We start from the raw sequence: 24,814 nt of genomic DNA on the forward strand, positions 1-24,814 counted from the left end.
CGCTTATAGCCCGACGACTTTGCGCAAAATATCAATGTACATCGGCATCAAAGGATGACGCACCACGCTCACCAGCGCCACCACGCCTACGCCCAATACCAAAGGCGCCAGCCAAAGCAGCCGCTGTCGCGGTAAATAGGTACTTAGGCGATCGTGGTTCTCTTTGGCACTACGCCACAAACGCCAGCACAACCAACCACCGAGCCACAGCAACAGCGCCGCCGCCAGAAGCAGCCATTTAAAGCTGGCGCTGTTTTCATCAGCTGGAATATCAATAGCCGCCCCAGCCAGAATCCCCGGCAGGAAGTAAAGCGGCGGCCACAGCACGCAGCCGATGATATTTGGCGTGATAAATTTGCGTACAGGCAGATCGAGCATCCCCGCAACCATTGGCACTAGGGGACGCGTCGGGCCAACAAAGCGGCCAATTAGAATGGTAATCATGCTGTGCTGATGCAGCGCATGCTCGGTTTTATCCAATAGCGCGCGGTTCTTTTTCATAAATGACCAGCGGTGCAGCGGCTTTTTAAAGCGCCACCCCAACCAGAAAGAGATCCAATCGCCGAGTAAACAGCCGACAATGCCCACCAGCCACGCCTGCCAGAAATTCACCTCGCCGCTGCCGATAAGCGCTCCCAGCCCCGCCATCATCACGGTTCCTGGTAGAATTAAACCGACCAGCGCCAGCGATTCAAGAAATGCCACCAGCGCAACCGCAATCAGCGAATAGGTCGTGGATTGAGTAATAAAGTGTTCTAGCAGTGCTTGCATAGTGCGCCCGGTTTGAAAACGAAGCAGGGATTCTCCAGACCGCCCCTGGCAACGTCAAGCCTTCAATTGTCTTAAGAGTTTACTGGCAAAGACAAAAACCGGCACAGTGCATTTCCTTTTCTTTACCTTTTATTCACACCCCGCGCGGAATTCGCTGGGGCTAGCGCCAGTGCACTTTTTAAATACCCGCGAGAAATAAAGCTGATCTTCAAAACCAACATTACGACCTACGCTGGCAATAGGCATGCGTGTGGTGCTCAGCAGCAGTTTTGCCTGGCTAATACGTTGATCCTCACGCCAGCTCAGCACGCTCACGCCAAGCTGCTGACGAAACAGATGCGATAAACGAGAAGGCGACAGGCAGACGTGCTGCGCCACGCTGGCGATTTCAAAGTGATTGTCTGCTAAGTGATCGCTGATGTACTGGCAGGCATCGCGCACCCGGTTATCCATCGGAGGATGCAATGATTCGTTGATCGCTTCCATGCGGCGTAACAACAACTGCTCAAGCAAATTGATTGCCAGCAGCTCCGAGTAGCGTCCAACGCCCTGCCCAGCATCAATGATTTTGCCAAACAGGTTAGCAATTTCCGCCTGATGGGCTTCACCGGGACGATAAAAGCCCGTTTGCGCGACGATGGCCGGCCAGTTCAGCCACTCGTGCCAATAGGCACGCGGACGGAAGTAGACCCATTGGTGATACCACTCACTGGCATCCGGATGGCGGCCATAATGGTGAATTTCGCCCGGTGGGAACAGCAGCATATCGCCCTGACGACAAACAAACTGTTTGCCTTGGTTTTCAATCACCCCTTCACCGCGCACCGTCATATTCAGAATAAAGCCCTTCATCCCGAGCGGCCGGTCGATAAAAAAGTCCAAGTAGCCCCCGGCTTCAATCGGCGTTAACCCGGCCACTAGGTGGGCATTAAACGAATAACCTGGAAGCAGGGGATCGTTTTGCATCTCAGCCATTTCAGCTCACCCTCATTGATGTCTCAAGAAACCAATTATCCATATTCAATTTTTTATCTGCACCGCAGATGCCTGGGATTCAGAACCACGCAGGAGCCGCAATCAACCCCGTCATTTCAAGGCATTTAGAGAATTCATCCGCGAATGACTGGCCGTTTGGACGGCAACTAAAGTGTCTATAAAGACGGCAGAAAAGTCCACATTGATTATTTGCACGGCGTCACACTTTGAGAGGTAACAGCAAGATCATCCATAAGATTAGCGGTTCCTGCCTGACGGTTTTGAGCAGAGATATCTACTGTTTCACTATCACGTATTCTTTGAGATGGAGTAACACGATGGCAATCGCAATTGGCCTCGATTTTGGCAGTGATTCAGTACGCGCCCTCGCCGTAGATTGCGCGACGGGCGAAGAAATCGCGACCAGCGTCGAATGGTATCCGCGCTGGCAGGAAGGACGCTTCTGCGACGCGCCGAATAACCGTTTCCGCCACCACCCACGCGACTATATCGAGTCGATGGAAGCGGCGTTGAAAGGCGCGCTGGCCGAACTTTCAAGCGCTCAGCGTGCGGATGTCGTCGGCATTGGCGTCGATAGCACCGGCTCAACGCCCGCGCCGATTGATGCCGACGGTAACGTGCTGGCGTTGAAAGACGAGTTCGCCGATAACCCGAATGCCATGTTCGTGCTGTGGAAAGATCACACCGCAGTAGAAGAAGCGGAAGCCATCACCCGTCTGTGCCATCAGCCGGGCAAAGAGGACTATTCCCGTTACATTGGCGGCATTTACTCTAGCGAATGGTTCTGGGCCAAAATTCTCCACGTCACCCGTGAAGACCGCGCCGTTGCGCAGGCTGCCGCCTCGTGGATTGAGCTTTGCGACTGGGTTCCCGCGCTGCTGTCCGGCACAACGCGTCCGCAGGATATTCGCCGCGGGCGTTGCAGCGCCGGACATAAATCCCTGTGGCACGAAAGCTGGGGCGGCCTACCGCCTGCATCGTTCTTTGATGAACTTGATCCCATCCTCAATCAGCATCTGCCCTGCCCTCTGTTTAGCGAGACGTGGACCGCCGATGTGCCGGTTGGCAACCTGACCGCCGACTGGGCCGAGCGCCTGGGGCTGTCGACAAAAGTGGTCATCTCCGGCGGCGCATTCGACTGCCATATGGGTGCCGTTGGCGCAGGTGCCCAGCCTAACGCGCTGGTGAAAGTGATTGGCACCTCCACCTGCGACATTCTGATCGCCGATAAAAACAGCGTCGGCAGTCGTACCGTGAAAGGTATTTGTGGCCAGGTTGACGGTAGCGTCGTGCCGAACTTTATCGGCATGGAGGCGGGCCAGTCGGCGTTTGGTGATATCTACGCTTGGTTTGGCCGCGTGCTCGGTTGGCCGCTGGAACAGCTTGCAGCCCAGCATCCTGAGCTGAAAGAGCAGATCAAGGCCAGCCAGAAACAACTGCTGCCCGCGCTGACCGACGCGTGGGCCAAAAACCCGTCGCTTGACCATCTGCCGGTGGTACTTGACTGGTTCAATGGCCGTCGTACCCCGAACGCCAACCAGCGTCTGAAAGGGGTGATCACCGATTTAAATCTTGCCACCGACGCCCCGGCGCTGTTCGGTGGGCTGATTGCGGCCACCGCCTTTGGCGCGCGCGCCATTATGGAATGCTTCACCGACCAAGGCATCCCGGTCAATAACGTGATGGCGCTGGGCGGTATCGCCCGTAAAAACCGCGTCATCATGCAGGCCTGCTGCGACGTGCTTAACCGTCCGCTGCAAATTGTCGCCTCCGATCAATGCTGTGCCCTCGGCGCCGCCATTTTTGCCGCCGTCGCCGCTCGCGTTCACGCCGATATTCCGGCGGCACAGCAACAGATGGCCAGCCGCGTCGAACATACCCTCCAGCCACAGCCGCAGCAGGCTATGCGCTTTGAAGAACTTTACCAGCGCTACCAGCAATGGGCTGTCAGCGCCGAACACCATTATCTTCCAGCTGCTTCGTCGGAAAAATCCACGGCGACCCCCGCAGCGTTGACTCATTAAAGGATACGACTATGACCGTTTTTGATAATTATGAAGTGTGGTTTGTTATTGGCAGCCAGCATCTGTATGGCGCAGAAACACTGCGTCAGGTAACGAAAAACGCGGAGCACGTCGTTAATGCCTTAAATGCCGAAGCCAAACTGCCGTGCAAACTGGTGCTGAAACCACTGGGGACCCGTCCGGACGAAATTACCGCCATTTGTCGTGATGCCAATTACGACAATAAATGTGCTGGCTTGGTTGTCTGGCTCCATACCTTCTCACCGGCGAAAATGTGGATCAACGGCCTGACCCAACTCAATAAGCCGCTGCTACAGTTCCATACCCAGTTCAATGCTTCCCTGCCATGGGACAGCATCGATATGGACTTTATGAACCTCAACCAGACGGCGCATGGCGGCCGCGAATTCGGCTTTATTGGCGCCCGTATGCGCCAGCAGCACAGCGTGGTGACCGGCCACTGGACGGATAAACACGCGCAGGAACGTATTGGTGGCTGGATGCGTCAGGCCGTATCAAAACTGGATACGCGTCAGCTGAAAGTGTGCCGCTTTGGCGACAACATGCGCGAAGTGGCGGTGACCGATGGCGATAAAGTGGCGGCGCAGATTAAGTTCGGTTTCTCCGTTAATACCTGGGCTGTGGGCGACCTGGTGCAGGTGGTCAACGCCGTCACCGACGGTGAAATCAGCGCGCTGGTCGATGAGTATGAAAGCAGCTATCGCCTGACGCATGCAGCCCAGATCCACGGCGACAAACGTCAGAACGTGCTAGACGCTGCGCGTATTGAACTGGGGATGAAACGCTTCCTCGAAGAAGGCGGGTTCCATGCCTTCACCACCACCTTTGAAGATTTGCACGGCTTAAAGCAGCTCCCCGGACTTGCCGTGCAGCGCCTGATGCAGCAGGGCTATGGCTTTGCGGGCGAAGGCGACTGGAAAACCGCCGCCCTGCTTCGCATTATGAAAGTGATGTCGACCGGTCTACAGGGCGGCACCTCATTTATGGAAGACTATACCTACCACTTTGACGGTGGTAATGACTTGGTGCTCGGCTCACACATGCTGGAAGTCTGCCCATCCATCGCCGTGGAAGAGAAGCCGTTGCTGGACGTACAGCATCTTGGCATCGGCGGCAAGGCCGATCCGGCGCGTCTCATCTTTAACACCCAAACTGGCCCTGCGATCGTCGCGAGCATGATCGATCTCGGCGATCGCTACCGCCTGCTGGTCAACACCATCGAAACGGTGAAAACCCCACACAACCTGCCGAAACTGCCGGTGGCTAACGCCCTGTGGCGCGCGCATCCGAATCTAGAAACCGCTTCTGAAGCATGGATCATCGCTGGCGGCGCGCACCACACCGTGTTCAGCCATGCGCTGACGCTGGACGATATGCGCCAGTTTGCCGAGTTACACGATATCGAGATTGCCGTTATCGACAACGATACCCGACTGCCAGCGTTTAAAGACGCACTGCGCTGGAACGAAGTGTATTACGGGTTTAAACGCTAAGCCGTTTTCCCCTCGCCCTCTGGAGAAAACAGAACGAGCGCCCGACTTCCCCCTCTCCCTCAGGGAGAGGGTCGGGGTGAGGGAAATCCGGATACGGAGCCAATAATGTTAGAAAATCTCAAACAACAGGTCCTGGAAGCCAACCTCGCGCTGCCAAAGCACAACTTAGTGACGCTGACCTGGGGTAACGTCAGTGCCGTCGACCGCGAGCGCGGCGTGCTGGTGATTAAACCGTCAGGCGTCGATTACAGCGTGATGACCGCCGACGATATGGTGGTGGTCAGCCTAGAAACCGGTGAAGTGGTCGAGGGCAAGAAAAAACCTTCATCAGATACACCAACCCACCGTCTACTGTATCAAGCCTTTCCGACGCTCGGCGGTATCGTGCACACCCACTCACGCCACGCTACTATTTGGGCGCAGGCCGGACAGTCAATTCCCGCCATCGGTACCACCCATGCCGACTATTTTTACGGTTCGGTGCCCTGCACTCGCCTGATGACCGATGCGGAAATCAACGGTGAGTATGAATGGGAAACCGGCGCGGTAATCGTCGAAACGTTCCGTCAAAACGAGATTGACCCGGCACAAATGCCCGGCGTATTAGTGCATTCCCACGGCCCGTTTGCATGGGGTAAAAACGCCGAAGATGCGGTGCATAATGCCATCGTGTTGGAAGAGATTGCCTATATGGGCATCTTCTGCCGCCAGTTGGCGCCTGAACTACCAGATATGCAGCAGACGCTGTTGGATAAACACTATCTGCGCAAGCACGGTGCGAAAGCCTATTATGGACAGTAGGGGTGCGGTGTCTGCGGCGGCGTAATACGTCGCCTAGGAACTCATCACCCCTGTATAAAACCACAGCAAAACATCCCCAACCAGGCTATAATCACGCCTGGTTTTGTTTTATGGGATAACGGCGTGACGCAGCCACAAGCAGGTTTTTTACTCACCCGTCACTGGCGGGATACGCCGCAGGGCACAGAGCTGGCTTTTTGGCTCGCCACCGACAATGGTCCGCTGCAGGTCACGCTGCCGCCGCAAGAGTCCGTGGCCTTTATCCCACAATCCCAGCGCGCGCAGGTTGAACATCTGCTTCATGGCGAAAAGGGATTGCGCTTTGCCACGCTTAACCTCCAAGACTTTCACCGCCAGCCAGTGTTTGGTCTTTACTGTCGCGCGCATCGCCAACTGATGCGGCTGGAAAAGCTGCTACGCGAAAACGGCATCACGGTCTATGAGGCCGACGTCCGTCCTCCTGAGCGCTACTTGATGGAGCGCTTTATCACCGCGCCGGTGTGGGTCGAAGGCGAGCAGCACGGCGCATTACTCCGTCAAGCGCGAATGAAACCCAACCCCGACTACCGCCCGCCGCTGAAATGGGTGTCGCTGGATATTGAAACCAGCCGTCACGGCGAGCTGTACTGTATCGGTTTGGAGGGCTGTGGTCAGCGCACCGTCTTTATGCTTGGCTCCCCGCCTGAGCAGCCGCCGCAGGTCGATTTCAACCTTGAGTACGTCGCCAGCCGTCCGCTGCTGCTGGAAAAACTCAACGCTTGGTTTGCCGAATACGACCCGGACGTGTTGATCGGCTGGAACGTCGTGCAATTCGATCTCCGGGTTTTGCAAAAAAGTGCCGAACGCTACAAGGTGCCGCTGCGTCTTGGGCGCGGCAACAGCGAGCTGGAGTGGCGCGAGCACGGTTTCAAAAACGGTGTTTTCTTCGCCCAGGCCGCCGGGCGGCTGATTATCGACGGCATTGAAGCACTGAAGTCCGCCTTCTGGAGCTTCTCGTCTTTCTCACTGGAAAATGTTTCTCGTGAACTATTAGGCGAAGGCAAAGCCATTGATAATCCGTGGGACAGAATGGATGAAATTGACCGCCGTTTCGCCGAAGATAAACCTGCGCTTGCCACCTATAATCTCAAAGACTGCGAGCTGGTAACACGCATTTTCCACAAAACGGAAATTATGCCGTTTCTGCTGGAACGCGCCACGGTAAACGGCCTCGCGGCCGACAGGCACGGTGGCTCGGTAGCCTCCTTCGGTCACCTCTATTTTCCGCGCATGCACCGCTTAGGCTATGTGGCGCCAAATCTCGGCGAAGTGCCGCCGCAGGCAAGTCCCGGCGGTTACGTCATGGACTCTCGTCCCGGTCTGTATGATTCCGTGCTGGTGCTTGATTATAAGAGCCTGTACCCCTCGATCATTCGTTCATTCCTGATAGACCCGGTGGGACTCATTGAAGGTATGGCGCACCCGGAACAGCAGCACAGCACCGAAGGCTTCCTCGGCGCTTGGTTCTCCCGTGATAAGCACTGTCTGCCGGAGATCGTCAGCCAAATCTGGCACGCCCGCGACGACGCCAAACGGCATAAAAACAAGCCGCTGTCACAGGCGCTGAAGATCATCATGAACTCCTTCTACGGTGTACTGGGCACCAGCGCCTGCCGCTTTTTCGATCCGCGCCTAGCTTCGTCGATCACCATGCGCGGCCATGCGATCATGCGGCAAACTAAGGCACTGGTTGAGTCGCAGGGTTATGACGTTATTTACGGTGATACCGACTCGACGTTCGTATGGCTCAAACGCGCCCACAGCGAAGAGGACGCCGCGGCTATTGGTCGCTCCTTGGTGGCCTTCGTGAACAAGTGGTGGGCCGACGAGCTGCAAAAAAGCGGTCTCACCAGCGCGTTGGAACTGGAGTATGAAACCCATTTCTGCCGCTTCCTGATGCCCACCATCCGTGGCGCCGATACCGGCAGTAAAAAGCGCTACGCCGGGATGATTCTGGATGGCGACCAGCAGCGGATGGTCTACAAAGGGCTGGAAACCGTGCGTACCGATTGGACGCCGCTGGCGCAGCAGTTTCAGCAGGCGCTCTATTTGCGTATTTTCCGCAACGAGCCCTATCGGGATTACATTCTTGAAACTATTGATAAACTGATGGCCGGAGAGCTGGATGATCAGCTGGTTTATCGCAAGCAACTGCGCCGTCCGCTGGCGGAGTACCAGCGCAATATTCCACCGCATGTTCGTGCTGCTAGGCTTGCTGATGAACACAACGTGCGGTTAGGCCGTGCGCAACAGTACCAGCAGCGCGGCAGTATCCGCTACGTCTGGACCACCAACGGCCCGGAACCATTGACCTACCAGCAATCACCGCTGGATTACGATCACTACCTGACAAAACAATTAGCGCCCGTTGCCGAAGGAATTCTCCCCTTTGTCGACGATGATTTTGCTACAATAGTGACAGGGCAACTGGGTCTATTTTGACAGGTGACTAACGTCTCGCCATCCAGTACCATAGCGCCCTTTCCATTCCTGGACCTCATTCACTCGCCGCCTTTATTTAGGTGGTGGATGAATATTGCCTGCAATTTATTAAAGATAGAGCCGAACGCATATGCCTTTTACACTTGGTCAACGCTGGATCAGCGATACAGAAAGCGAACTGGGACTTGGTACCGTTGTTGCAATGGATGCACGCACCGTCACCCTACTCTACTCCGCAACCGGAGAGAACCGTCTGTACGCCCGTAGTGACTCCCCCGTGACCCGCGTAATGTTCAATCCCGGCGACACGGTGACAAGCCATGAAGGCTGGCAGTTGCTCGTTGATGAAGTTAAAGAAGAAAACGGTCTGCTGGCGTACATCGGTACGCGCCAAGACACCGCAGAAGAGAACGTCATGCTGCGCGAAGTGCTGCTCGACAGCAAACTGGTGTTCAGCAAGCCACAGGACCGCCTCTTTGCTGGGCAGATCGACCGTATGGATCGTTTCGCCCTGCGCTATCGCGCCCGTAAATATCAAAGCGAACAGTACCGCATGCCGTGGAGCGGCCTGCGCGGTCAGCGCACCAGCCTGATTCCGCACCAGCTCAACATCGCCCACGACGTGGGTCGTCGTCACGCGCCGCGCGTGCTGCTGGCGGATGAAGTGGGTCTGGGGAAAACCATTGAAGCCGGGATGATCCTGCATCAACAGCTGCTTTCCGGTGCCGCGCAGCGTGTACTGATTATCGTGCCAGAAACCCTGCAACATCAGTGGCTGGTTGAAATGCTGCGCCGCTTTAACCTGCGTTTTGCGCTGTTTGATGACGAACGCTATGCCGAAGCCCAGCACGACGCCTACAACCCGTTTGAAACCGAACAACTGGTGATTTGCTCACTGGACTTCGTGCGCCGCAGCAAGCAGCGTCTGGAGCACCTGTGCGATGCAGAATGGGATCTGATGGTCGTCGATGAAGCTCACCATCTGGTATGGAGCGAAGACGCGCCAAGCCGTGAGTATCAGGCGATTGAACAGCTGGCTGAACGCGTACCGGGTATCCTGCTGCTGACCGCAACCCCAGAACAGCTGGGCATGGAAAGCCACTTTGCCCGTCTGCGTCTGCTTGATCCAAACCGTTTCCACGATTTCGAGCAGTTTGTAGAAGAACAAAATAATTACCGCCCGGTGGCCGATGCGGTTGCACTGCTGCTGGCGGGCAACAAGTTGAGCAATGACGATCTCAACATGCTGGGCGAACTGATTGGCGAGCAGGATATCGAAGCCCTGCTGCAAACCGCGAACAGCGATCGCGAAGGCGCTGAAGCTGCGCGTCAGGAGCTGGTCTCCATGCTGATGGACCGCCACGGCACCAGCCGCGTGCTGTTCCGTAACACCCGTAACGGCGTAAAAGGCTTCCCAAAACGCGAGCTGCATACCATTAAGCTGCCGCTGCCAACGCAGTATCAAACTGCGATTAAAGTTTCTGGCATTATGGGTGCACGCAAAACGGCTGAAGAACGCGCTCGCGACATGCTGTATCCAGAGCAGATTTACCAAGAATTTGAAGGCGATACCGGCACCTGGTGGAACTTCGACCCGCGCGTAGAATGGCTGATGGGCTATCTGACAGCGCACCGCTCACAGAAAGTGCTGGTGATTTGCGCCAAAGCGGCCACCGCGCTGCAGCTGGAGCAGGTTCTGCGTGAGCGTGAAGGCATCCGCGCCGCCGTGTTCCACGAAGGCATGTCGATTATCGAACGTGACCGCGCCGCCGCTTGGTTTGGCGAAGAGGACAGCGGTGCGCAGGTTCTGCTGTGTTCGGAAATCGGTTCTGAAGGCCGTAACTTCCAGTTCGCCAGCAATTTGGTGATGTTTGACCTGCCGTTCAACCCGGATCTGCTGGAGCAGCGTATTGGTCGTCTGGACCGTATCGGTCAGGCGTACGATATCCAAATCCACGTGCCGTTCCTCGAGAAAACCGCCCAGTCGGTGCTGGTACGCTGGTATCACGAAGGTCTGGACGCGTTCGAGCACACCTGCCCGACCGGTCGTACCATTTATGACAGCGTGCATGATCAACTCATCACCTATCTGGCAGCCCCGGATACGACTGAAGGCTTCGACGAACTGATTAAAGCCAGCCGCGATCAGCATGACGCGCTGAAAGCGCAGCTGGAACAGGGCCGAGACCGCCTGTTGGAAATCCATTCCAACGGCGGTGAAAAGGCGCAGAAGCTGGCAGAAAGTATCGAAGAACAAGATGACGACACCAACCTTATCGCCTTTGCGATGAACCTGTTTGATATCGTCGGCATTAACCAAGACGACCGTGGCGAAAACCTGATCGTCCTGACCCCGTCCGACCACATGCTGGTGCCGGATTTCCCAGGCCTGCCGGAAGACGGTTGTACGGTGACCTTCGAACGCGATGTGGCGTTGTCCCGTGAAGACGCGCAGTTCCTGACTTGGGAACATCCGCTGATCCACAACGGTCTGGATCTGATCCTCTCCGGCGATACCGGTAGCAGCACCATTTCTCTGTTGAAAAACAAGGCTCTGCCGGTCGGTACCCTGCTGGTTGAATTGATTTACGTCGTGGAAGCGCAGGCGCCAAAACAGCTGCAGCTCAACCGCTTCCTGCCACCAACCCCGGTGCGTATGCTGCTGGATAAGAACGGTACCAACCTCGCCGCGCAGGTTGAGTTTGAAACCTTCAATCGCCAGTTGAGCGCCGTAAACCGCCACACCGGCAGCAAACTGGTGAACGCGGTGCAGCAGGACGTGCATGCGATTCTGCAACTGGGTGAAGGGCAAATTGAGAAAGCGGCTCAGGCGCTGATTGATGCCGCACGTCAAGAAGCCGATGAGAAGCTCAGCGCAGAGTTGTCGCGTCTGGAAGCCTTGAAAGCGGTGAACCCGAACATTCGTGACGATGAACTCTCCGCGATTGAAAGCAACCGTCAGCAGGTGATGGAAAGCCTGTCACAGGCGGGATGGCGTTTGGACGCGCTGCGTCTTATCGTCGTCACTCACCAGTAACAGGAGCCCGCAATGGGAATGGAAAACTATTTTCCGCCACAGGATCCATGGCTGGTCATCCTTTATCAGGATGAGCACATCATGGTCGTCAACAAGCCGAGTGGCTTGTTGTCCGTGCCTGGCCGCCAGGAAGAGCACAAAGATAGCGTGATGACGCGCGTCCAGCGCGACTTTCCGCAGGCGGAGTCGGTGCACCGCCTCGATATGGCGACCAGCGGTGTGATAGTAGTGGCCCTGACCAAAGCGGCAGAGCGCGAGCTAAAGCGCCAGTTCCGTGAACGCGAGCCGAAAAAGCAGTACGTGGCCCGTGTTTGGGGACACCCGCAGCCGCAAGAAGGTCTGGTCGATTTACCGCTTATTTGTGACTGGCCGAACCGGCCAAAGCAGAAAGTGTGTTATGAGACCGGGAAGTCGGCGCAAACGGAGTATGAGGTGCTGGAGTACGCTGCGGATAACACCGCACGCGTGCTGCTAAAACCGATTACCGGACGCTCGCATCAGTTGCGTGTGCATATGCTGGCGCTGGGGCATCCGATTCTCGGCGACCGTTTCTATGCTCATGATGAGGCGTTAGCGATGGCGCCGCGTTTACAGCTCCATGCGGAGACGTTGACCATCACCCATCCGCAGTTTGGTAACAGTATGACGTTTAAGGCGCCGGTCGATTTTTAAGACCGTGCTGCGCTTGCCCGGCCTACGCCTAGAATGAACGTAGGCCGGATAAGGCGCAAGCCGCCATCCGGCAACCTACCGCACCTTATTTAAACCCTTTCTGCTCTTTAATCAGCTCGTACGCTTTCTGAATTTCCTGCGCTTTCTGCTTCGCCATCTCCATCATCTCCGGCGGTAACCCTTTCGCCACCAGTTTATCCGGGTGATGCTCGCTCATTAACTTACGGTAAGCGCGTTTAATAGTCGTCGCATCGTCACTAGGCTTCACGCCCAGCACGTTACACGCATCTTCAAGCGTAGGGCCACGTTGCGCCTGCTGCCAGCCGCCGCCGCCACCCTGAGACTGCTGATGATAACCGCCGCCGAACTGCGCGCCGCCCTGCATCATACGCAGGAACTGATCGAACTGAGCGTTGGAAATGCCCAGTTCTTCGGCTATCACGTACAGCACGTCGCGCTCATTCGGGTGCAATGAACCATCGGCAAACGCCGCTTGAATCTGGATCTCAAGAAACATGCGGATCAGATCGAAACGGCCGAAACAGACGCTACGGAATTGGCGCATTTTTTCGCGTAGCGGGTAGTTGTCGGCTTTACCGACGCGAAACGCCTGCTGCGCAGCCGTACGGGATTCGCCGTGCAGATTCATTCTGTCCATAAAAACGCTGGCGATATGAATATCCGCTTCGGTTACGCGCCCTTTTGATTTGGTCAGGTGCCCCATCACTTCGAAGGTGGTTGCAAAAAACAGCGACTGACGCTGCTGTTGGTTGGCAAACCAGTTCATGCGACGGCTGCGCGCCTTATCAAACATATGGCCCACGAGCAGCCCGAGGACAACGCCCCAAAACCCTCCACCCATCATCAGAGCGATGGCCACACCAATCACTTTACCCCAATACTGCATATACTCCCCAAATCGTCATGCCAGCGGCTAAAATATGCATTATCATACCTGTCATTCAATGCCATGCATAACACCTCTGGCGAGAACGGGCAGGATAAAACTAGCGTGATACCGATGAGTACGTTAGTCTCTGACCGTTTGCATGCCGCAATGCTATAGATGACGGAACAACAAATACAACGTATGAAAAAACGTATTCCCACTCTCCTCGCGACTATGATCGCCAGCGCCTTGTATAGCCAGCAGGGAATGGCTGCAGATCTCGCATCGCAATGTATGCTTGGCGTGCCGAGTTACGATCGCCCATTGGTGAGCGGTAAGACCAACGAGCAGCCGGTCACCATTACCGCCGATCACGCCGATGGTAACTACCCTGACAACGCCGTATTTAAAGGCAACGTTGATATTAATCAGGGCAATAGCCGCCTGCAGGCGGACGAAGTTCAGCTGCATCAGAAACAGGCCGATGGTCAACCCACGCCCGTTCGCACCGTTGATGCACTCGGTAACGTCCACTATGACGATAATCAGGTGATCCTGAAAGGGCCAAAAGCTTGGTCAAACCTGAATACCAAAGATACCAACGTCTGGAAAGGTGACTACCAGATGGTCGGCCGTCAGGGCCGTGGCAACGCTGATGTCATGAAACAGCGCGGCGAAAACCGTTACACCATTCTGGAAAACGGTTCCTTTACCTCCTGTCTGCCAGGCTCTAACACGTGGAGCGTAGTCGGCAGCGAAGTTATCCACGATCGCGAAGAGCAGGTTGCGGAAATCTGGAACGCTCGCTTTAAAATTGGCCCGGTGCCGGTTTTCTACAGCCCTTATCTGCAGCTGCCAGTCGGCGATAAGCGCCGCTCAGGTTTCCTGATACCGAACGCAAAATACGGTAGCTCAAACCATTTTGAGTTCTCGCTGCCGTATTATTGGAACATTGCGCCAAATATGGACGCAACGCTGACGCCGCATTATATGGACAAGCGTGGCGGCGTCATGTGGGAGAACGAATTCCGCTATCTGAGCCAGGCCGGTGAGGGCCTGTTTGAGCTCGACTACCTGCCATCAGATAGAGTCTACTCCAACGATCACCCAACCGATGATAACAGCCGCCGCTGGCTGTTCTACTGGCACCATGCCGGGGTGATGGATCAGGTATGGCGCTTCAACGCCAACTACACCAAAGTCAGCGATACCGATTATTTCAACGACTTCGACTCCAAGTACGGTTCCAGTACCGATGGCTATGCGACGCAAAAGCTGAGCGTAGGCTATGCGGTGCAGAATTTTGACGCCACCGTGTCATCAAAACAGTTCCAGGTCTTCGACCGCGCCAACAGCAACTCTTACTCTGCTGAACCGCAGTTGGACGTCAACGTCTACCAAAACGACGTGGGTCCGTTTGATACTCACCTTTATGCCCAGGCGGTGAAGTTCACCAACAGCAATAGCAGCTTGCCTAAAGCAACGCGTGTGCACATGGAGCCGACCATCAGCCTGCCATTGGGCAATCGCTGGGGCAGTCTTAACACCGAAGCGAAACTGCTGGCGACGCACTACGACCAGACCAATATCGACAGCTACAACAGCGATTCAGCCAACTTGAATCAGCTGGCCGGTTCGGTCAACCGCACCATGCCGCAGTTGAAAGTGGACGGTAAACTCGTCTTTGAGCGCGACGTCGAGCTTACGCCGGGCTATACCCAGACCCTGGAACCGCGCGTACAGTATCTGTACATCCCGTATCGCGACCAGAGCAAAATCAATAACTACGACTCGACCTTCCTGCAGTCCGACTACTCCGGTCTGTTCCGCGATCGTAGCTACAGCGGTCTTGACCGTATTGCTTCTGCAAACCAAATCACGACAGGCGTCACATCGCGAATTTATGATGATGCTGCCGTTGAACGTTTTAACGTTTCCGTTGGTCAAATCTACTATTTCACCGAGTCTCGTACCGGTGATGACAACGTAAACTGGGAGAAAGACGACAAAACGGGCTCACTGGTTTGGGCAGGAGACACCTACTGGCGCATCAGCGACAAGTGGGGCTTACGCGGCGGGCTTCAGTACGACACCCGTTTGAATAACATCTCCACCAGCAGCTCGGCCATTGAATATCGCCAGGACGACGAGCGTTTAGTGCAGTTGACCTACCGTTATGCCAGTCCAGAGTATATGCAAGTCACACTGCCAAGTGACCGCGTTAACCTAGAGCAATATAAAAATGGCATCTCGCAGGTCGGCGCTACGGCAAGCTGGCCGATCGTCGATCGTTGGTCTGTGGTAGGTGCCTATTACTTTGACACCAATACCCATAGTTCGGCCGATCAGATGCTTGGTGTGCAGTATAACTCCTGCTGCTACGCCATTCGTGTGGGCTACGAGCGTAAGCTCAACGGTTGGGACTATAACGGCAGCAACACTGGCGGGCAGTCCAAATATGATAACTCCATCGGCTTCAGCATTGAGCTGCGTGGTTTGAGTTCTAACTATGGCTTGGGCACCCAGCAGATGCTGCGTTCCAATATCATGCCGTACCAAAGCTCGCTGTAATGTTTACTTATCATCCGTATTGCATTTAATTGAAATGGAAAAAGTATGAAGAACTGGAAAACGCTGCTTCTCGGTATCGCCTTAGTTGCGAATACCAGCTTCGCGGCCCCACAGGTTGTCGATAAAGTTGCAGCCGTCGTAAATAATGGCGTCGTACTCGAGAGCGACGTTGATGGTCTGATGCAGTCCGTCAAAATGAACTCTGGCCAGGCGGGTCAACAGCTGCCGGATGACGCAACGCTGCGCCACCAGATTCTGGAACGTTTGATCATGGACCAAATTGTTCTGCAGATGGGCCAGAAAATGGGCGTGAAGGTCTCTGATGAGCAGGTTGATCAGGCTATCGCTAACATTGCGAAGCAGAACAACATGACGTTGGATCAGATGCGCAGCCGTCTGGCCTACGATGGGATGAACTACAACACCTACCGTAACCAGATCCGCAAAGAGATGCTGATTTCAGAAGTGCGTAACAACGAAGTACGTCGCCGCATCAGCGTGCTGCCGCAGGAAGTTGACGCACTGGCAAGCCAGATTGGTACCCAGAACGACGCCAGCACCGAGCTGAACCTGAGCCACATTCTGGTTCCACTGCCAGAAAACCCAAGCTCAGACCAAGTTAACGAAGCACAGAGCCAGGCGGAGTCTATCGTTGAACAGGCACGCAGCGGCGCTGATTTCGGTAAACTGGCGATTACCTATTCCGCAGACCAGCAGGCGCTGAAAGGCGGCCAAATGGGCTGGGGCCGTATTCAAGAGCTGCCGGCTATTTTCGCCCAAGCGCTGAGCACGGCGAAAAAAGGCGACATCGTTGGGCCAATCCGTTCAGGCGTGGGCTTCCACATCCTGAAAATTAACGACATGCGCGGCCAGACCCAGAGCATTTCTGTGACGGAAACCCACGCTCGCCACATTTTGCTGAAACCATCGCCAATCATGACCGACGACCAGGCGCGTGCGAAGCTGGAACAAGTTGCTGCGGACATCCGTAGCGGCAAAACCACCTTCGAAAAAGCGGCGAAAGAGCTGTCTCAGGACCCAGGTTCTGCCAACCAGGGCGGTGACTTAGGTTGGGCCACCCCGGATATCTACGATCCATCATTCCGCGATGCGCTAATGAAGCTGAACAAAGGCCAGATGAGCGGCCCGGTACACTCTTCCTTCGGCTGGCACCTGATTCAGTTGCTGGATACCCGCAACGTCGACCGCACTGATGCCGCGCAGAAAGATCGTGCGTATCGTATGCTGATGAATCGTAAGTTCTCCGAAGAAGCGGCAACTTGGATGCAGGAACAGCGTGCAAGCGCCTACGTCAAAATTCTGAGCAACTAATGACCCAACATCGCGTTGTTATCACTCCCGGCGAACCCGCCGGGATTGGCCCGGATCTCGTTATCCAACTGGCCCAGCGCGACTGGCCGCTCGAACTGGTCGTCTGCGCAGACGGCGGCCTGCTCACCGAGCGGGCCAGGCTCCTTGGCCTTCCCCTCTCTCTGTTGCCCTACTCTCCCAACCAATCCGCTACGCCACAACGCGCCGGTACGCTCACGCTGCTGCCCGTTGCGCTGCATGCGGAAGTCACGCCAGGTGCGCTAAATGTCGATAACGGGCGTTACGTCGTCGAGACACTCGCTCGCGCCTGTGATGGCTGCCTGAACGGAGAGTTTGCCGCGCTGGTCACCGGACCGGTGCACAAAGGGGTGATTAACGACGCAGGCGTTGCCTTTACCGGTCATACCGAATTCTTTGAAGAACGCTCCGGCGCCAAAAAAGTCGTGATGATGCTAGCAACCGAAGAGCTACGTGTTGCACTGGCGACGACGCACCTGCCGCTAAAGGCGGTAAGCGACGCCATCACACTAGAGCTGCTGCGGGAAGTCATTACGATCCTGCACGACGATTTGCAGAGCAAATTTGGCCTTGCCGCGCCCCACATATTGGTTTGTGGTCTGAATCCACACGCCGGTGAAGGTGGACACATGGGCACGGAAGAGATCGATACCATCATTCCGGTGCTGGATGAGATGCGAGCGAAAGGAATGAATCTGAGCGGGCCGCTGCCTGCCGATACCCTTTTCCAGCCCAAGTATCTAGACCACGCCGATGCCGTACTCGCAATGTTCCACGATCAGGGCCTACCCGTGCTAAAATACCAAGGCTTTGGTCGTGGCGTGAATATTACGCTCGGCTTACCCTTTATTCGCACCTCCGTTGACCACGGCACCGCCCTTGAACTGGCAGGCCTTGGAAAAGCGGACGTCGGCAGTTTTATTACGGCGCTTAATCTCGCCATCAAAATGATTGTTAACTCTAATGAATAATCGAGTCCATCAGGGCCACTTAGCCCGTAAACGCTTCGGGCAAAACTTCTTAAACGATCAGTTCGTGATCGACAGTATTGTTGCGGCTATCAATCCACAAAAAGGTCAGGCGATGGTTGAAATCGGCCCGGGCCTGGCTGCGCTGACCGAACCGGTTGGTGAACGTCTTGACGAAATGACCGTTATCGAACTTGACCGCGACCTTGCAGCACGTTTGCAAACCCATCCGTTCTTGGGGCCAAAGCTGACCATTTATCAGCAAGATGCCATGACCATGAACTTTGGCGAGCTGTCTGAAAAGCTGGGTCAGCCTCTGCGCGTGTTCGGTAACCTGCCGTACAACATCTCCACACCGTTGATGTTCCATCTGTTTAGCTATACTGGTGCTATTGCAGACATGCATTTCATGCTGCAAAAAGAGGTGGTTAACCGCCTGGTCGCCGGGCCAAACAGTAAAGCCTATGGCCGCTTGACCGTCATGGCGCAATACTACTGTAACGTGATCCCTGTGCTTGAAGTGCCGCCGACCGCGTTTACGCCAGCACCAAAAGTAGATTCCGCCGTCGTCCGTCTGGTGCCACATACCACCAAACCGTACCCGGTAAAAGATGTTCGCGTACTGAGCCGTATTACGACCGAAGCATTTAACCAACGTCGTAAAACCATCCGTAACAGCCTTGGCAACCTGTTCAGCGTTGAGCTGTTGACGGAATTAGGTGTCGACCCAGCGATGCGTGCAGAAAATATCTCGGTTGCGCAGTACTGCCGGATGGCCAATTATCTGTCAGAGAATGCGCCCTCCAAGGAGAGCTAGAACATGATCGATTCGCCACGAGTTTGCGTCCAGGTTCAGAGCGTCTACATTGAGACGCACTCCACGCCGGAAGAGGAGCGTTACGTCTTCGCCTACACGGTTACCATTCGCAATCTCGGGCGAACCGCAGTTCAGCTTCTTGGTCGCTATTGGGTTATCACTAACGGTCACGGCCGTGAAACCGAAGTACAGGGTGAAGGTGTGGTTGGCGTTCAACCGCACATTGAACCCGGCGATGAATACCAGTACACCAGCGGCGCCGTGCTGGAAACTCCGCTCGGCACCATGCAGGGCCACTATGACATGATCGACGTGGACGGCGTGCCGTTCGCTATCGATATCCCCGTTTTCCGTCTCTTTGTTCCCACGCTGATCCATTAATTATGTCTACATACCTTATTGGCGACATTCACGGTTGCTACGATGAGTTAATTGCCCTATTGCAGCAGGTTGAGTTCACGCCGGGCAAAGATACCCTGTGGCTGACCGGGGATTTAGTTGCGCGCGGCTCCGGTTCGTTAGAAGTGCTGCGCTACGTCAAATCGTTAGGCGACTGCGTCAAAATCGTGTTGGGCAATCATGACCTGCACCTGCTGGCCGTTTTCGCCGGTATCAGCCGCAATAAGCCGAAAGATCGCCTGAACCCGCTGCTTGAAGCGCCCGATGCCGACGAGCTATTAAACTGGCTACGTCGCCAGCCGCTGATGCAGGTGGATGAAGAGAAAAAGCTGGTAATGGCACACGCGGGCATAACACCACAGTGGGATATGGAAACGGCGAAACAGTGCGCCCGTGACGTTGAAGCCGTATTGTCCAGCGACTCCTATCCGTTCTTCCTCGATGCAATGTACGGCGACATGCCCAACAATTGGTCAGCGGATCTCAGCGGTCTGGCGCGTCTGCGCTTTATCACCAATGCCTTCACCCGCATGCGTTACTGCTTCCCGAACGGCCAGCTCGATATGTACAGCAAAGAGTCGCCGGAGGACGTGCCTGCGCCGCTGAAGCCATGGTTTATGTTGCCAGGGCCGATTCCCGAAGAGTACAGCATTGCCTTTGGTCACTGGGCATCGCTAGAAGGTAAAGGTACTCCAGAGAGGATTTACGCACTGGATACCGGTTGCTGCTGGGGAGGAGATCTGACTTGCCTGCGCTGGGAGGATAAAACCTACTTCGTGCAGCCTTCAAATCGACGTCCGGCCCCGGACGAGAGCACTGCCGTCGCCTCCTAGTTCGCAGTCTAGACACAAAAAAACGCCGGGTTTATCCCGGCGTTTTTTTTAATTGCCCGGTGGCGCAAACTCACCGGGATACAGCGTCATCATATATTTCGATTTCGTAGGCCTGATAAGCGCAGCGCCATCAGGCTAAACGCCCTTAGCGACGCTCAAGCACTTCGAAACAGTAGCTATGGGAGTTCTGCTCATCCGCGTCATGGAACTCGCTGAATACCGATTCCCACTGGTCAGGATCGTAATCCGGGAAATGGGTATCACCTTCCACTTCCGCATCAATATGCGTCAGATAGAGCTTATGAGCTTTCGGCAGGAACTGCTCGTACACGCGACCACCACCAATGACCATAATCTCTTCTACGTCACCACAGGCCGCGATAGCTTCATCGACTGACTTCACCCACTGCACGCGATCGTCGGTACCCGGCTGACTGCTGATAACGATGTTTTTACGGCCCGGCAACGGACGACCGATGGATTCCCAAGTCAGGCGGCCCATCACAACCGGTTTGTTTAATGTGTTGCGTTTAAACCAGGCCAGATCGGCCGGCAGGTCCCAGGGCATGGCGTTTTCCATACCGATAACGCGATCTACCGCTAGTGCAGCAATCAGACTGATCATTGAGTGTGTCCCAGATGCGAAAAAAATTGTCGCCACTATACGGAAAGCATAAACTTTCGTCGACTGGCAGCCAGGTAAAGAATAAGAAAATTTTTAGATTTGCTGGCAAGTCCACGAAGCTAAAGTGGACAGCCAGCATTACAGTTCAGGCGCGCTTACAGCGTTGGCTTGACCTCAGGTTCATCCTGCGGATTGCCGCTGTGCTTCCCCTCCTCCGTTCCCTGCCAGCCGTGGCGCTGTACCAGCGACAGATGATTACGGTCTTCGTTGATGATTTCCGTCAGCATTGCGCTGGTGCGTTTAAACGCCGCCGCCCGTGAAGATGCGTCGTTTTCGGCCATCGTCACCATCTCTTCCATCAGCTGGATATTGAAACGACGGAATAGATCCGCACGCTCACGCGCTTCATACGCTCCGAGCCCCAACGACTCCAGCGCCAGTCGGCCCGACTTCAGCGCTCCTTCAAAGGTTTCACGCTCCGGCGCGTCCACTCCTGCTTGACGCAACTGAATATAGTGCTCAACGTCACGGGCACGCGCAATTACCGTCAGGTGTGGGAAATGCTCTTTAGCCAGTTCGGTCAGCGCCAAGCTGGCCTGCGGATCATCAATGGCGTTTATCAACACCTCAGCCTTCGCCGCTCCCGCAGATTCCAGCAGATCGACCCTTGTCGCATCGCCGTAAAATACCTTCATATCGAATTTACGCAGCGTATCGACGTGGTCTGGATCATGATCGAGTATCACCATTTTGACGCCGCTGGAGAGCAGCAGACGACCGGTAATCTGACCAAAGCGACCGAAGCCCGCGATAATCACCCGCGGTTGTTCTTCATCAATCTCATCCGCTTCACGCGAATCGCCCGCGCTGGCGCGTTTCTCCAGACGCGTGAGGAGCACCAGAAGAATCGGCGTCGCCGCCATCGACAGCGCCACCGCGAGGGTCAGCGCTTTCGCCCAGTCGGCATCCAGCACATTCGCCATCTGCGCCGCGCCAAAGACCACAAAAGCAAACTCACTGCCCTGTCCCAGCAGCGCCGCAAACCACAGGCGCTGTGAACGCGGCACCTGCAGCGGTTTGGCTATCAGCCACAGCAGCAGTGATTTAATCACCAAGAAGCCCACCAGCAGCGTAATAATCCGCAGCGGGTTATGAATCAAGGTGCCGAAATCGATAGACATGCCGACGCCGATGAAGAACAGCCCCAACAGCAGCCCTTTAAACGGCTCGATATCGCTTTCCAGCGCATGGCGGTACTCGGAGCTTGCCAGCAGCACGCCGGCCAAAAATGCCCCCATCGCCATCGACAGGCCCACTTCTTCCAGCAACAAACCAAAGCCGAAGACGAGGAACAAGGCCACGGCGCTGAACACCTCGCGTAGCCCGGAGCGGGCAACGAAGCGTAACAGCGGTCGTGTAACATAGCGCCCCAGAACCACCACCAGCACCAATGCCCCAGCAACCTTCAGCGCGGAGAAAGCAAATGCGCCCAGCGTCGTCGTGCCACCGCTGGTCGCCAGCAGCGGGATCATGGCAACGAGCGGGATCGCCGCGATATCCTGGAACAGCAATACCGCAAAGGCGCTGCGCCCAACCTGCGTCACCGTGAGGTTACGCTCATTCATGGCCTGCATCGCGATGGCGGTCGAAGAGAGCGCCAGCGTCATGCCAATCAGTTCCGCCACCTGCCAACGCAGGCCGAGGAAAATACAGAAAGCGCCAATCAACGCACCACACAGCACCATTTGCAGCAACCCGCCGCCAAACACCGACGCTCTCAGCTTCCACAGCCGCTGCGGGTCTAGCTCCAAGCCAATCACAAACAGCATCAGCACCACGCCAATTTCCGCAAAGTGCAGAATGGCTTCTGCGTCGGTGACCAGCCGCAGCCCCCACGGGCCGATGATGCAGCCAGCAATCAGATAACCCAGCACCGAGCCCAGCCCCAGCCGCACGGCGATAGGCACAATCAGCGCCGCCGAACCCAGATAAATCAGCGCCTGTATGAGCGTATGGCTATCCATTATTGTGCTCCTCCTGCCAGGCCAGCAGCCGTTGTTTATAGTGGCGGGCTTTCGCCTGCAGCGTCTCTTCATCACAGATAAAGGTGCAGTGCACGGCAAACGGCGGCAGCCATTTCATACCGCAATAGACGGCGGTCGCTTCCAGCGGTTGCCCCAAGACTTCAAAGCCAGGATGCGAGCCGATATCAAAGTGCGTTTCCCCGCCGCCGGTGGTCACCGCCCACATCACGCTCTTACCGTGCAGAGCCGTGCCGCCATGACCATATGCCCAGCCGTGCGACAGCACTTTATCCAACCATAGCTTGAGCAGCGGCGGCGTGCTGTACCACTGCATTGGGTGCTGCAAAATAACCAGATCGGCGCGAGATAGCGCCTCCTGCTCGGCGGCGATATCGATATTAAAATCGGGATAGAGGTGATAGAGAGAACGGATTTCAACTCCGTCGAGCGTCCTTACCTGCTCAAGCATTCGCTTATTCGCATGCGAGTGATGCGGATAAGGATGCGCATAAATTATCAGAATCATAATTAGCCTGTCTTACTTCATTATTTTACCACTGAGTTTAGACAGTTAATGATGACACTTACAGGATCAGATCGCGTAACCGCAGGAATTGGGGGCAGTAGGCTGGATTAGGCGTTTACGCCGCCATCCGGCAACCGGTGCCGGATGGCGCTGAGTTTATCAGGCCTACCGCGTTAAGCATTGTCCCCGTAAAGGCTCAGGAAGGTTGATTGACCGGCTTATCTGAAACCGATGGTGCGTCTGGTGTTTGGTTCAGGTCGCAGTTTTTCGGCAGGAAGAAGGTAATGGTCCCGGCGATAATCAGCGAGCCGGCCAGCGCGCAAACTGCCACGTTCTGGCCGTAGAAGTAAATCATCACCCCCACCAAATACGGGCCGCAGAAGCCACCCAGATTGCCCAAGCCATTAATCACACCGCGTGCGCTGCCCGCCACTTCCGGCATCGCAATACGTCCGGGGATCGACCAGAACGGGCTGGTTGCCGCCTTCAGGAAGAAGCCACAGACCACCAGCGCGATGTAGGCCGCAACCACATGGTCACGCAGCACCACGGAAGCCAGCAGCGCAAGGGCGAAACCGTAGAGCGAGAACCGTACCCACAGCCGGCGCTTGCCGCTTTTGTCGCTAAATAGCGAAATGATATAGATCCCTGCGAGCGTCGCGACAAACGGTAAGATAGCCAGCATACCGACGCTCGCCATACTGCCCCCGGTCAGGTTTTTCAGAATGGTCGGCAGCCACAGCGTGTAGCCGTAATCCCCGGTCTGGTAGAAAAAGTTCAGCAGCACCAATTTCATCAGCCCAGAGTTACGGAACACCTCCCGCACCGGAGCCTTACTGACCGGCGCTTCTGTTCTACGCGCTTCGCGCTCGGCGTTCAGCGCCGTCAGCAGATATTCTCGTTCGCGAGGAGGAAGCCAGCGCGCCTCTTCTGGACGATCGCTTATCATCAGCCACCACACCAGCAGCACCACCAGCGACAGTAGCCCTTCGATAATAAACAGCCAGCGCCAGTCCAGCGCGGCAATAATCGCCCCGGATACCGGAGCCGTTAACATGCCGCCCAGCGGGGCGAACATCATCACAAAGGCGTTAGCACGGCCAATCTCTTTTTCCGGGAACCAGTTGCTGATCATCGTCAGTACGACCGGCAGCATACCGCCTTCAGAAATGCCGAGAATAAAGCGCAGCACTAGCAATTGATATTCATGGGTAACAAAGCCAGTGGCTATTGAGACCACCGCCCACGCCAGTAATGACCAAGCAATGAAACGTTTCCCACTGCCGTTAACGGCAATACGCCCACCCGGTATTTGCAGGAATAAATAACCAATAAAAAATATACCGCTGGCAACACCGGCCATCTGGCTGGTAATACCTAAATCGGATTCCATGCCGCCGGGAAGCGCGAAACTAATATTAACCCGGTCCATAAATGAAATAATGCACGCGATGAGAACAGGCGCAATGATGCGCAGCCAGCGGGTGCCAGGTATTTTCTCATTCATAATTCACAC

At 55.6% G+C, this 24,814-nt stretch carries 19 protein-coding genes; 12 read left to right on the plus strand and 7 right to left on the minus strand.

The genetic code is table 11. From position 1 onward, the window contains the following. Positions 1 to 3: 3 nt before the first annotated feature. Both AB4K05_RS16900 and araC read right to left on the minus strand, forming a co-directional pair. Positions 4 to 771, minus strand: a complete 768-nt coding sequence (locus tag AB4K05_RS16900) for a DedA family protein (RefSeq protein WP_368481101.1) — start codon at positions 769 to 771, stop codon at positions 4 to 6. Between the two features lie 129 nt (positions 772 to 900). Further along, positions 901 to 1,746 carry an arabinose operon transcriptional regulator AraC gene (gene araC / locus AB4K05_RS16905; protein ID WP_368481102.1) on the minus strand — a complete coding sequence of 282 codons (846 nt, stop codon included), beginning with the start codon at positions 1,744 to 1,746 and terminating at the stop codon, positions 901 to 903. Positions 1,747 to 2,084: 338 nt separating this feature from the next. Between araC and araB the strand changes: the two genes are divergently transcribed. The 6 genes from araB (at position 2,085) to rluA (ending at position 12,296) form a co-directional block, all read left to right on the plus strand. Next, positions 2,085 to 3,791, plus strand: coding sequence for a ribulokinase (gene araB / locus AB4K05_RS16910; RefSeq protein WP_368481103.1), 1,707 nt, complete (start codon positions 2,085 to 2,087; stop codon positions 3,789 to 3,791). Positions 3,792 to 3,802: 11 nt separating this feature from the next. After that, positions 3,803 to 5,305: an L-arabinose isomerase gene (gene araA / locus AB4K05_RS16915; RefSeq protein ID WP_368481104.1), complete on the plus strand. Its 1,503-nt coding sequence runs from the start codon at positions 3,803 to 3,805 to the stop codon at positions 5,303 to 5,305. A gap of 105 nt (positions 5,306 to 5,410) precedes the next feature. Beyond that, complete coding sequence (gene araD / locus AB4K05_RS16920) at positions 5,411 to 6,106, plus strand: L-ribulose-5-phosphate 4-epimerase (protein WP_368481105.1); 696 nt, start codon at positions 5,411 to 5,413, stop codon at positions 6,104 to 6,106. 123 nt (positions 6,107 to 6,229) lie between these two features. Next, complete coding sequence (gene polB / locus AB4K05_RS16925) at positions 6,230 to 8,587, plus strand: DNA polymerase II (protein WP_368481106.1); 2,358 nt, start codon at positions 6,230 to 6,232, stop codon at positions 8,585 to 8,587. Positions 8,588 to 8,717: 130 nt separating this feature from the next. Beyond that, entirely contained in the window at positions 8,718 to 11,624 is a 2,907-nt protein-coding gene (gene rapA, locus AB4K05_RS16930; protein WP_368481107.1) for an RNA polymerase-associated protein RapA, read from the plus strand. 12 nt (positions 11,625 to 11,636) lie between these two features. Then, on the plus strand, positions 11,637 to 12,296 hold the full coding sequence (gene rluA / locus AB4K05_RS16935) for a bifunctional tRNA pseudouridine(32) synthase/23S rRNA pseudouridine(746) synthase RluA (protein ID WP_368481108.1): 660 nt from the start codon (positions 11,637 to 11,639) through the stop codon (positions 12,294 to 12,296). An 85-nt stretch (positions 12,297 to 12,381) separates the two neighbouring features. On the opposite strand, the gene djlA is transcribed toward rluA, so the two are convergent. Then, positions 12,382 to 13,203 carry a co-chaperone DjlA gene (gene djlA / locus AB4K05_RS16940; RefSeq protein WP_368481109.1) on the minus strand — a complete coding sequence of 274 codons (822 nt, stop codon included), beginning with the start codon at positions 13,201 to 13,203 and terminating at the stop codon, positions 12,382 to 12,384. 183 nt (positions 13,204 to 13,386) lie between these two features. Here djlA and lptD point away from each other — a divergent pair, with 183 nt between their 5' ends. Genes lptD through apaH form a run of 6 tightly spaced genes read left to right on the plus strand, consistent with a single transcriptional unit; the run spans position 13,387 to position 20,123 of the window. After that, positions 13,387 to 15,756, plus strand: a complete 2,370-nt coding sequence (lptD, locus tag AB4K05_RS16945; protein WP_368481110.1) for an LPS assembly protein LptD — start codon at positions 13,387 to 13,389, stop codon at positions 15,754 to 15,756. Positions 15,757 to 15,801: 45 nt separating this feature from the next. Next, entirely contained in the window at positions 15,802 to 17,088 is a 1,287-nt protein-coding gene (gene surA / locus AB4K05_RS16950) for a peptidylprolyl isomerase SurA (RefSeq protein ID WP_368481111.1), read from the plus strand. After that, positions 17,088 to 18,077 (plus strand): 4-hydroxythreonine-4-phosphate dehydrogenase PdxA, encoded by a 990-nt coding sequence (pdxA, locus tag AB4K05_RS16955; RefSeq protein WP_368481112.1) that lies wholly within the window; start codon positions 17,088 to 17,090, stop codon positions 18,075 to 18,077. The genes surA and pdxA overlap by 1 nt, the downstream gene beginning before the upstream one ends. Then, positions 18,070 to 18,891, plus strand: a complete 822-nt coding sequence (rsmA, locus tag AB4K05_RS16960; RefSeq protein ID WP_368481113.1) for a 16S rRNA (adenine(1518)-N(6)/adenine(1519)-N(6))-dimethyltransferase RsmA — start codon at positions 18,070 to 18,072, stop codon at positions 18,889 to 18,891. The genes pdxA and rsmA overlap by 8 nt, the downstream gene beginning before the upstream one ends. A 3-nt stretch (positions 18,892 to 18,894) precedes the next feature. Beyond that, entirely contained in the window at positions 18,895 to 19,272 is a 378-nt protein-coding gene (gene apaG, locus AB4K05_RS16965) for a Co2+/Mg2+ efflux protein ApaG (protein ID WP_368481114.1), read from the plus strand. 2 nt (positions 19,273 to 19,274) lie between these two features. Further along, on the plus strand, positions 19,275 to 20,123 hold the full coding sequence (gene apaH / locus AB4K05_RS16970) for a bis(5'-nucleosyl)-tetraphosphatase (symmetrical) ApaH (RefSeq protein WP_368481115.1): 849 nt from the start codon (positions 19,275 to 19,277) through the stop codon (positions 20,121 to 20,123). 145 nt (positions 20,124 to 20,268) lie between these two features. On the opposite strand, the gene folA is transcribed toward apaH, so the two are convergent. The 4 genes from folA to AB4K05_RS16990 form a co-directional block, all read right to left on the minus strand. Continuing rightward, a complete protein-coding gene (gene folA, locus AB4K05_RS16975; protein WP_368481116.1) occupies positions 20,269 to 20,748 on the minus strand; it encodes a type 3 dihydrofolate reductase in 480 nt (159 codons plus the stop codon). A gap of 155 nt (positions 20,749 to 20,903) precedes the next feature. Beyond that, positions 20,904 to 22,772, minus strand: a complete 1,869-nt coding sequence (gene kefC / locus AB4K05_RS16980) for a glutathione-regulated potassium-efflux system protein KefC (RefSeq protein ID WP_368481117.1) — start codon at positions 22,770 to 22,772, stop codon at positions 20,904 to 20,906. Further along, entirely contained in the window at positions 22,765 to 23,298 is a 534-nt protein-coding gene (gene kefF / locus AB4K05_RS16985) for a glutathione-regulated potassium-efflux system oxidoreductase KefF (protein WP_368481118.1), read from the minus strand. Before kefF ends, kefC begins: the two co-directional genes overlap by 8 nt. 196 nt (positions 23,299 to 23,494) lie before the next feature. Beyond that, complete coding sequence (locus AB4K05_RS16990; RefSeq protein WP_368481119.1) at positions 23,495 to 24,805, minus strand: MFS transporter; 1,311 nt, start codon at positions 24,803 to 24,805, stop codon at positions 23,495 to 23,497. Between the last annotated feature and the right edge of the window lie 9 nt (positions 24,806 to 24,814).

The sequence above is a fragment of the Kluyvera sp. STS39-E genome, assembly GCF_040932435.1.
Classification (GTDB): Bacteria; Pseudomonadota; Gammaproteobacteria; order Enterobacterales; family Enterobacteriaceae; genus Kluyvera.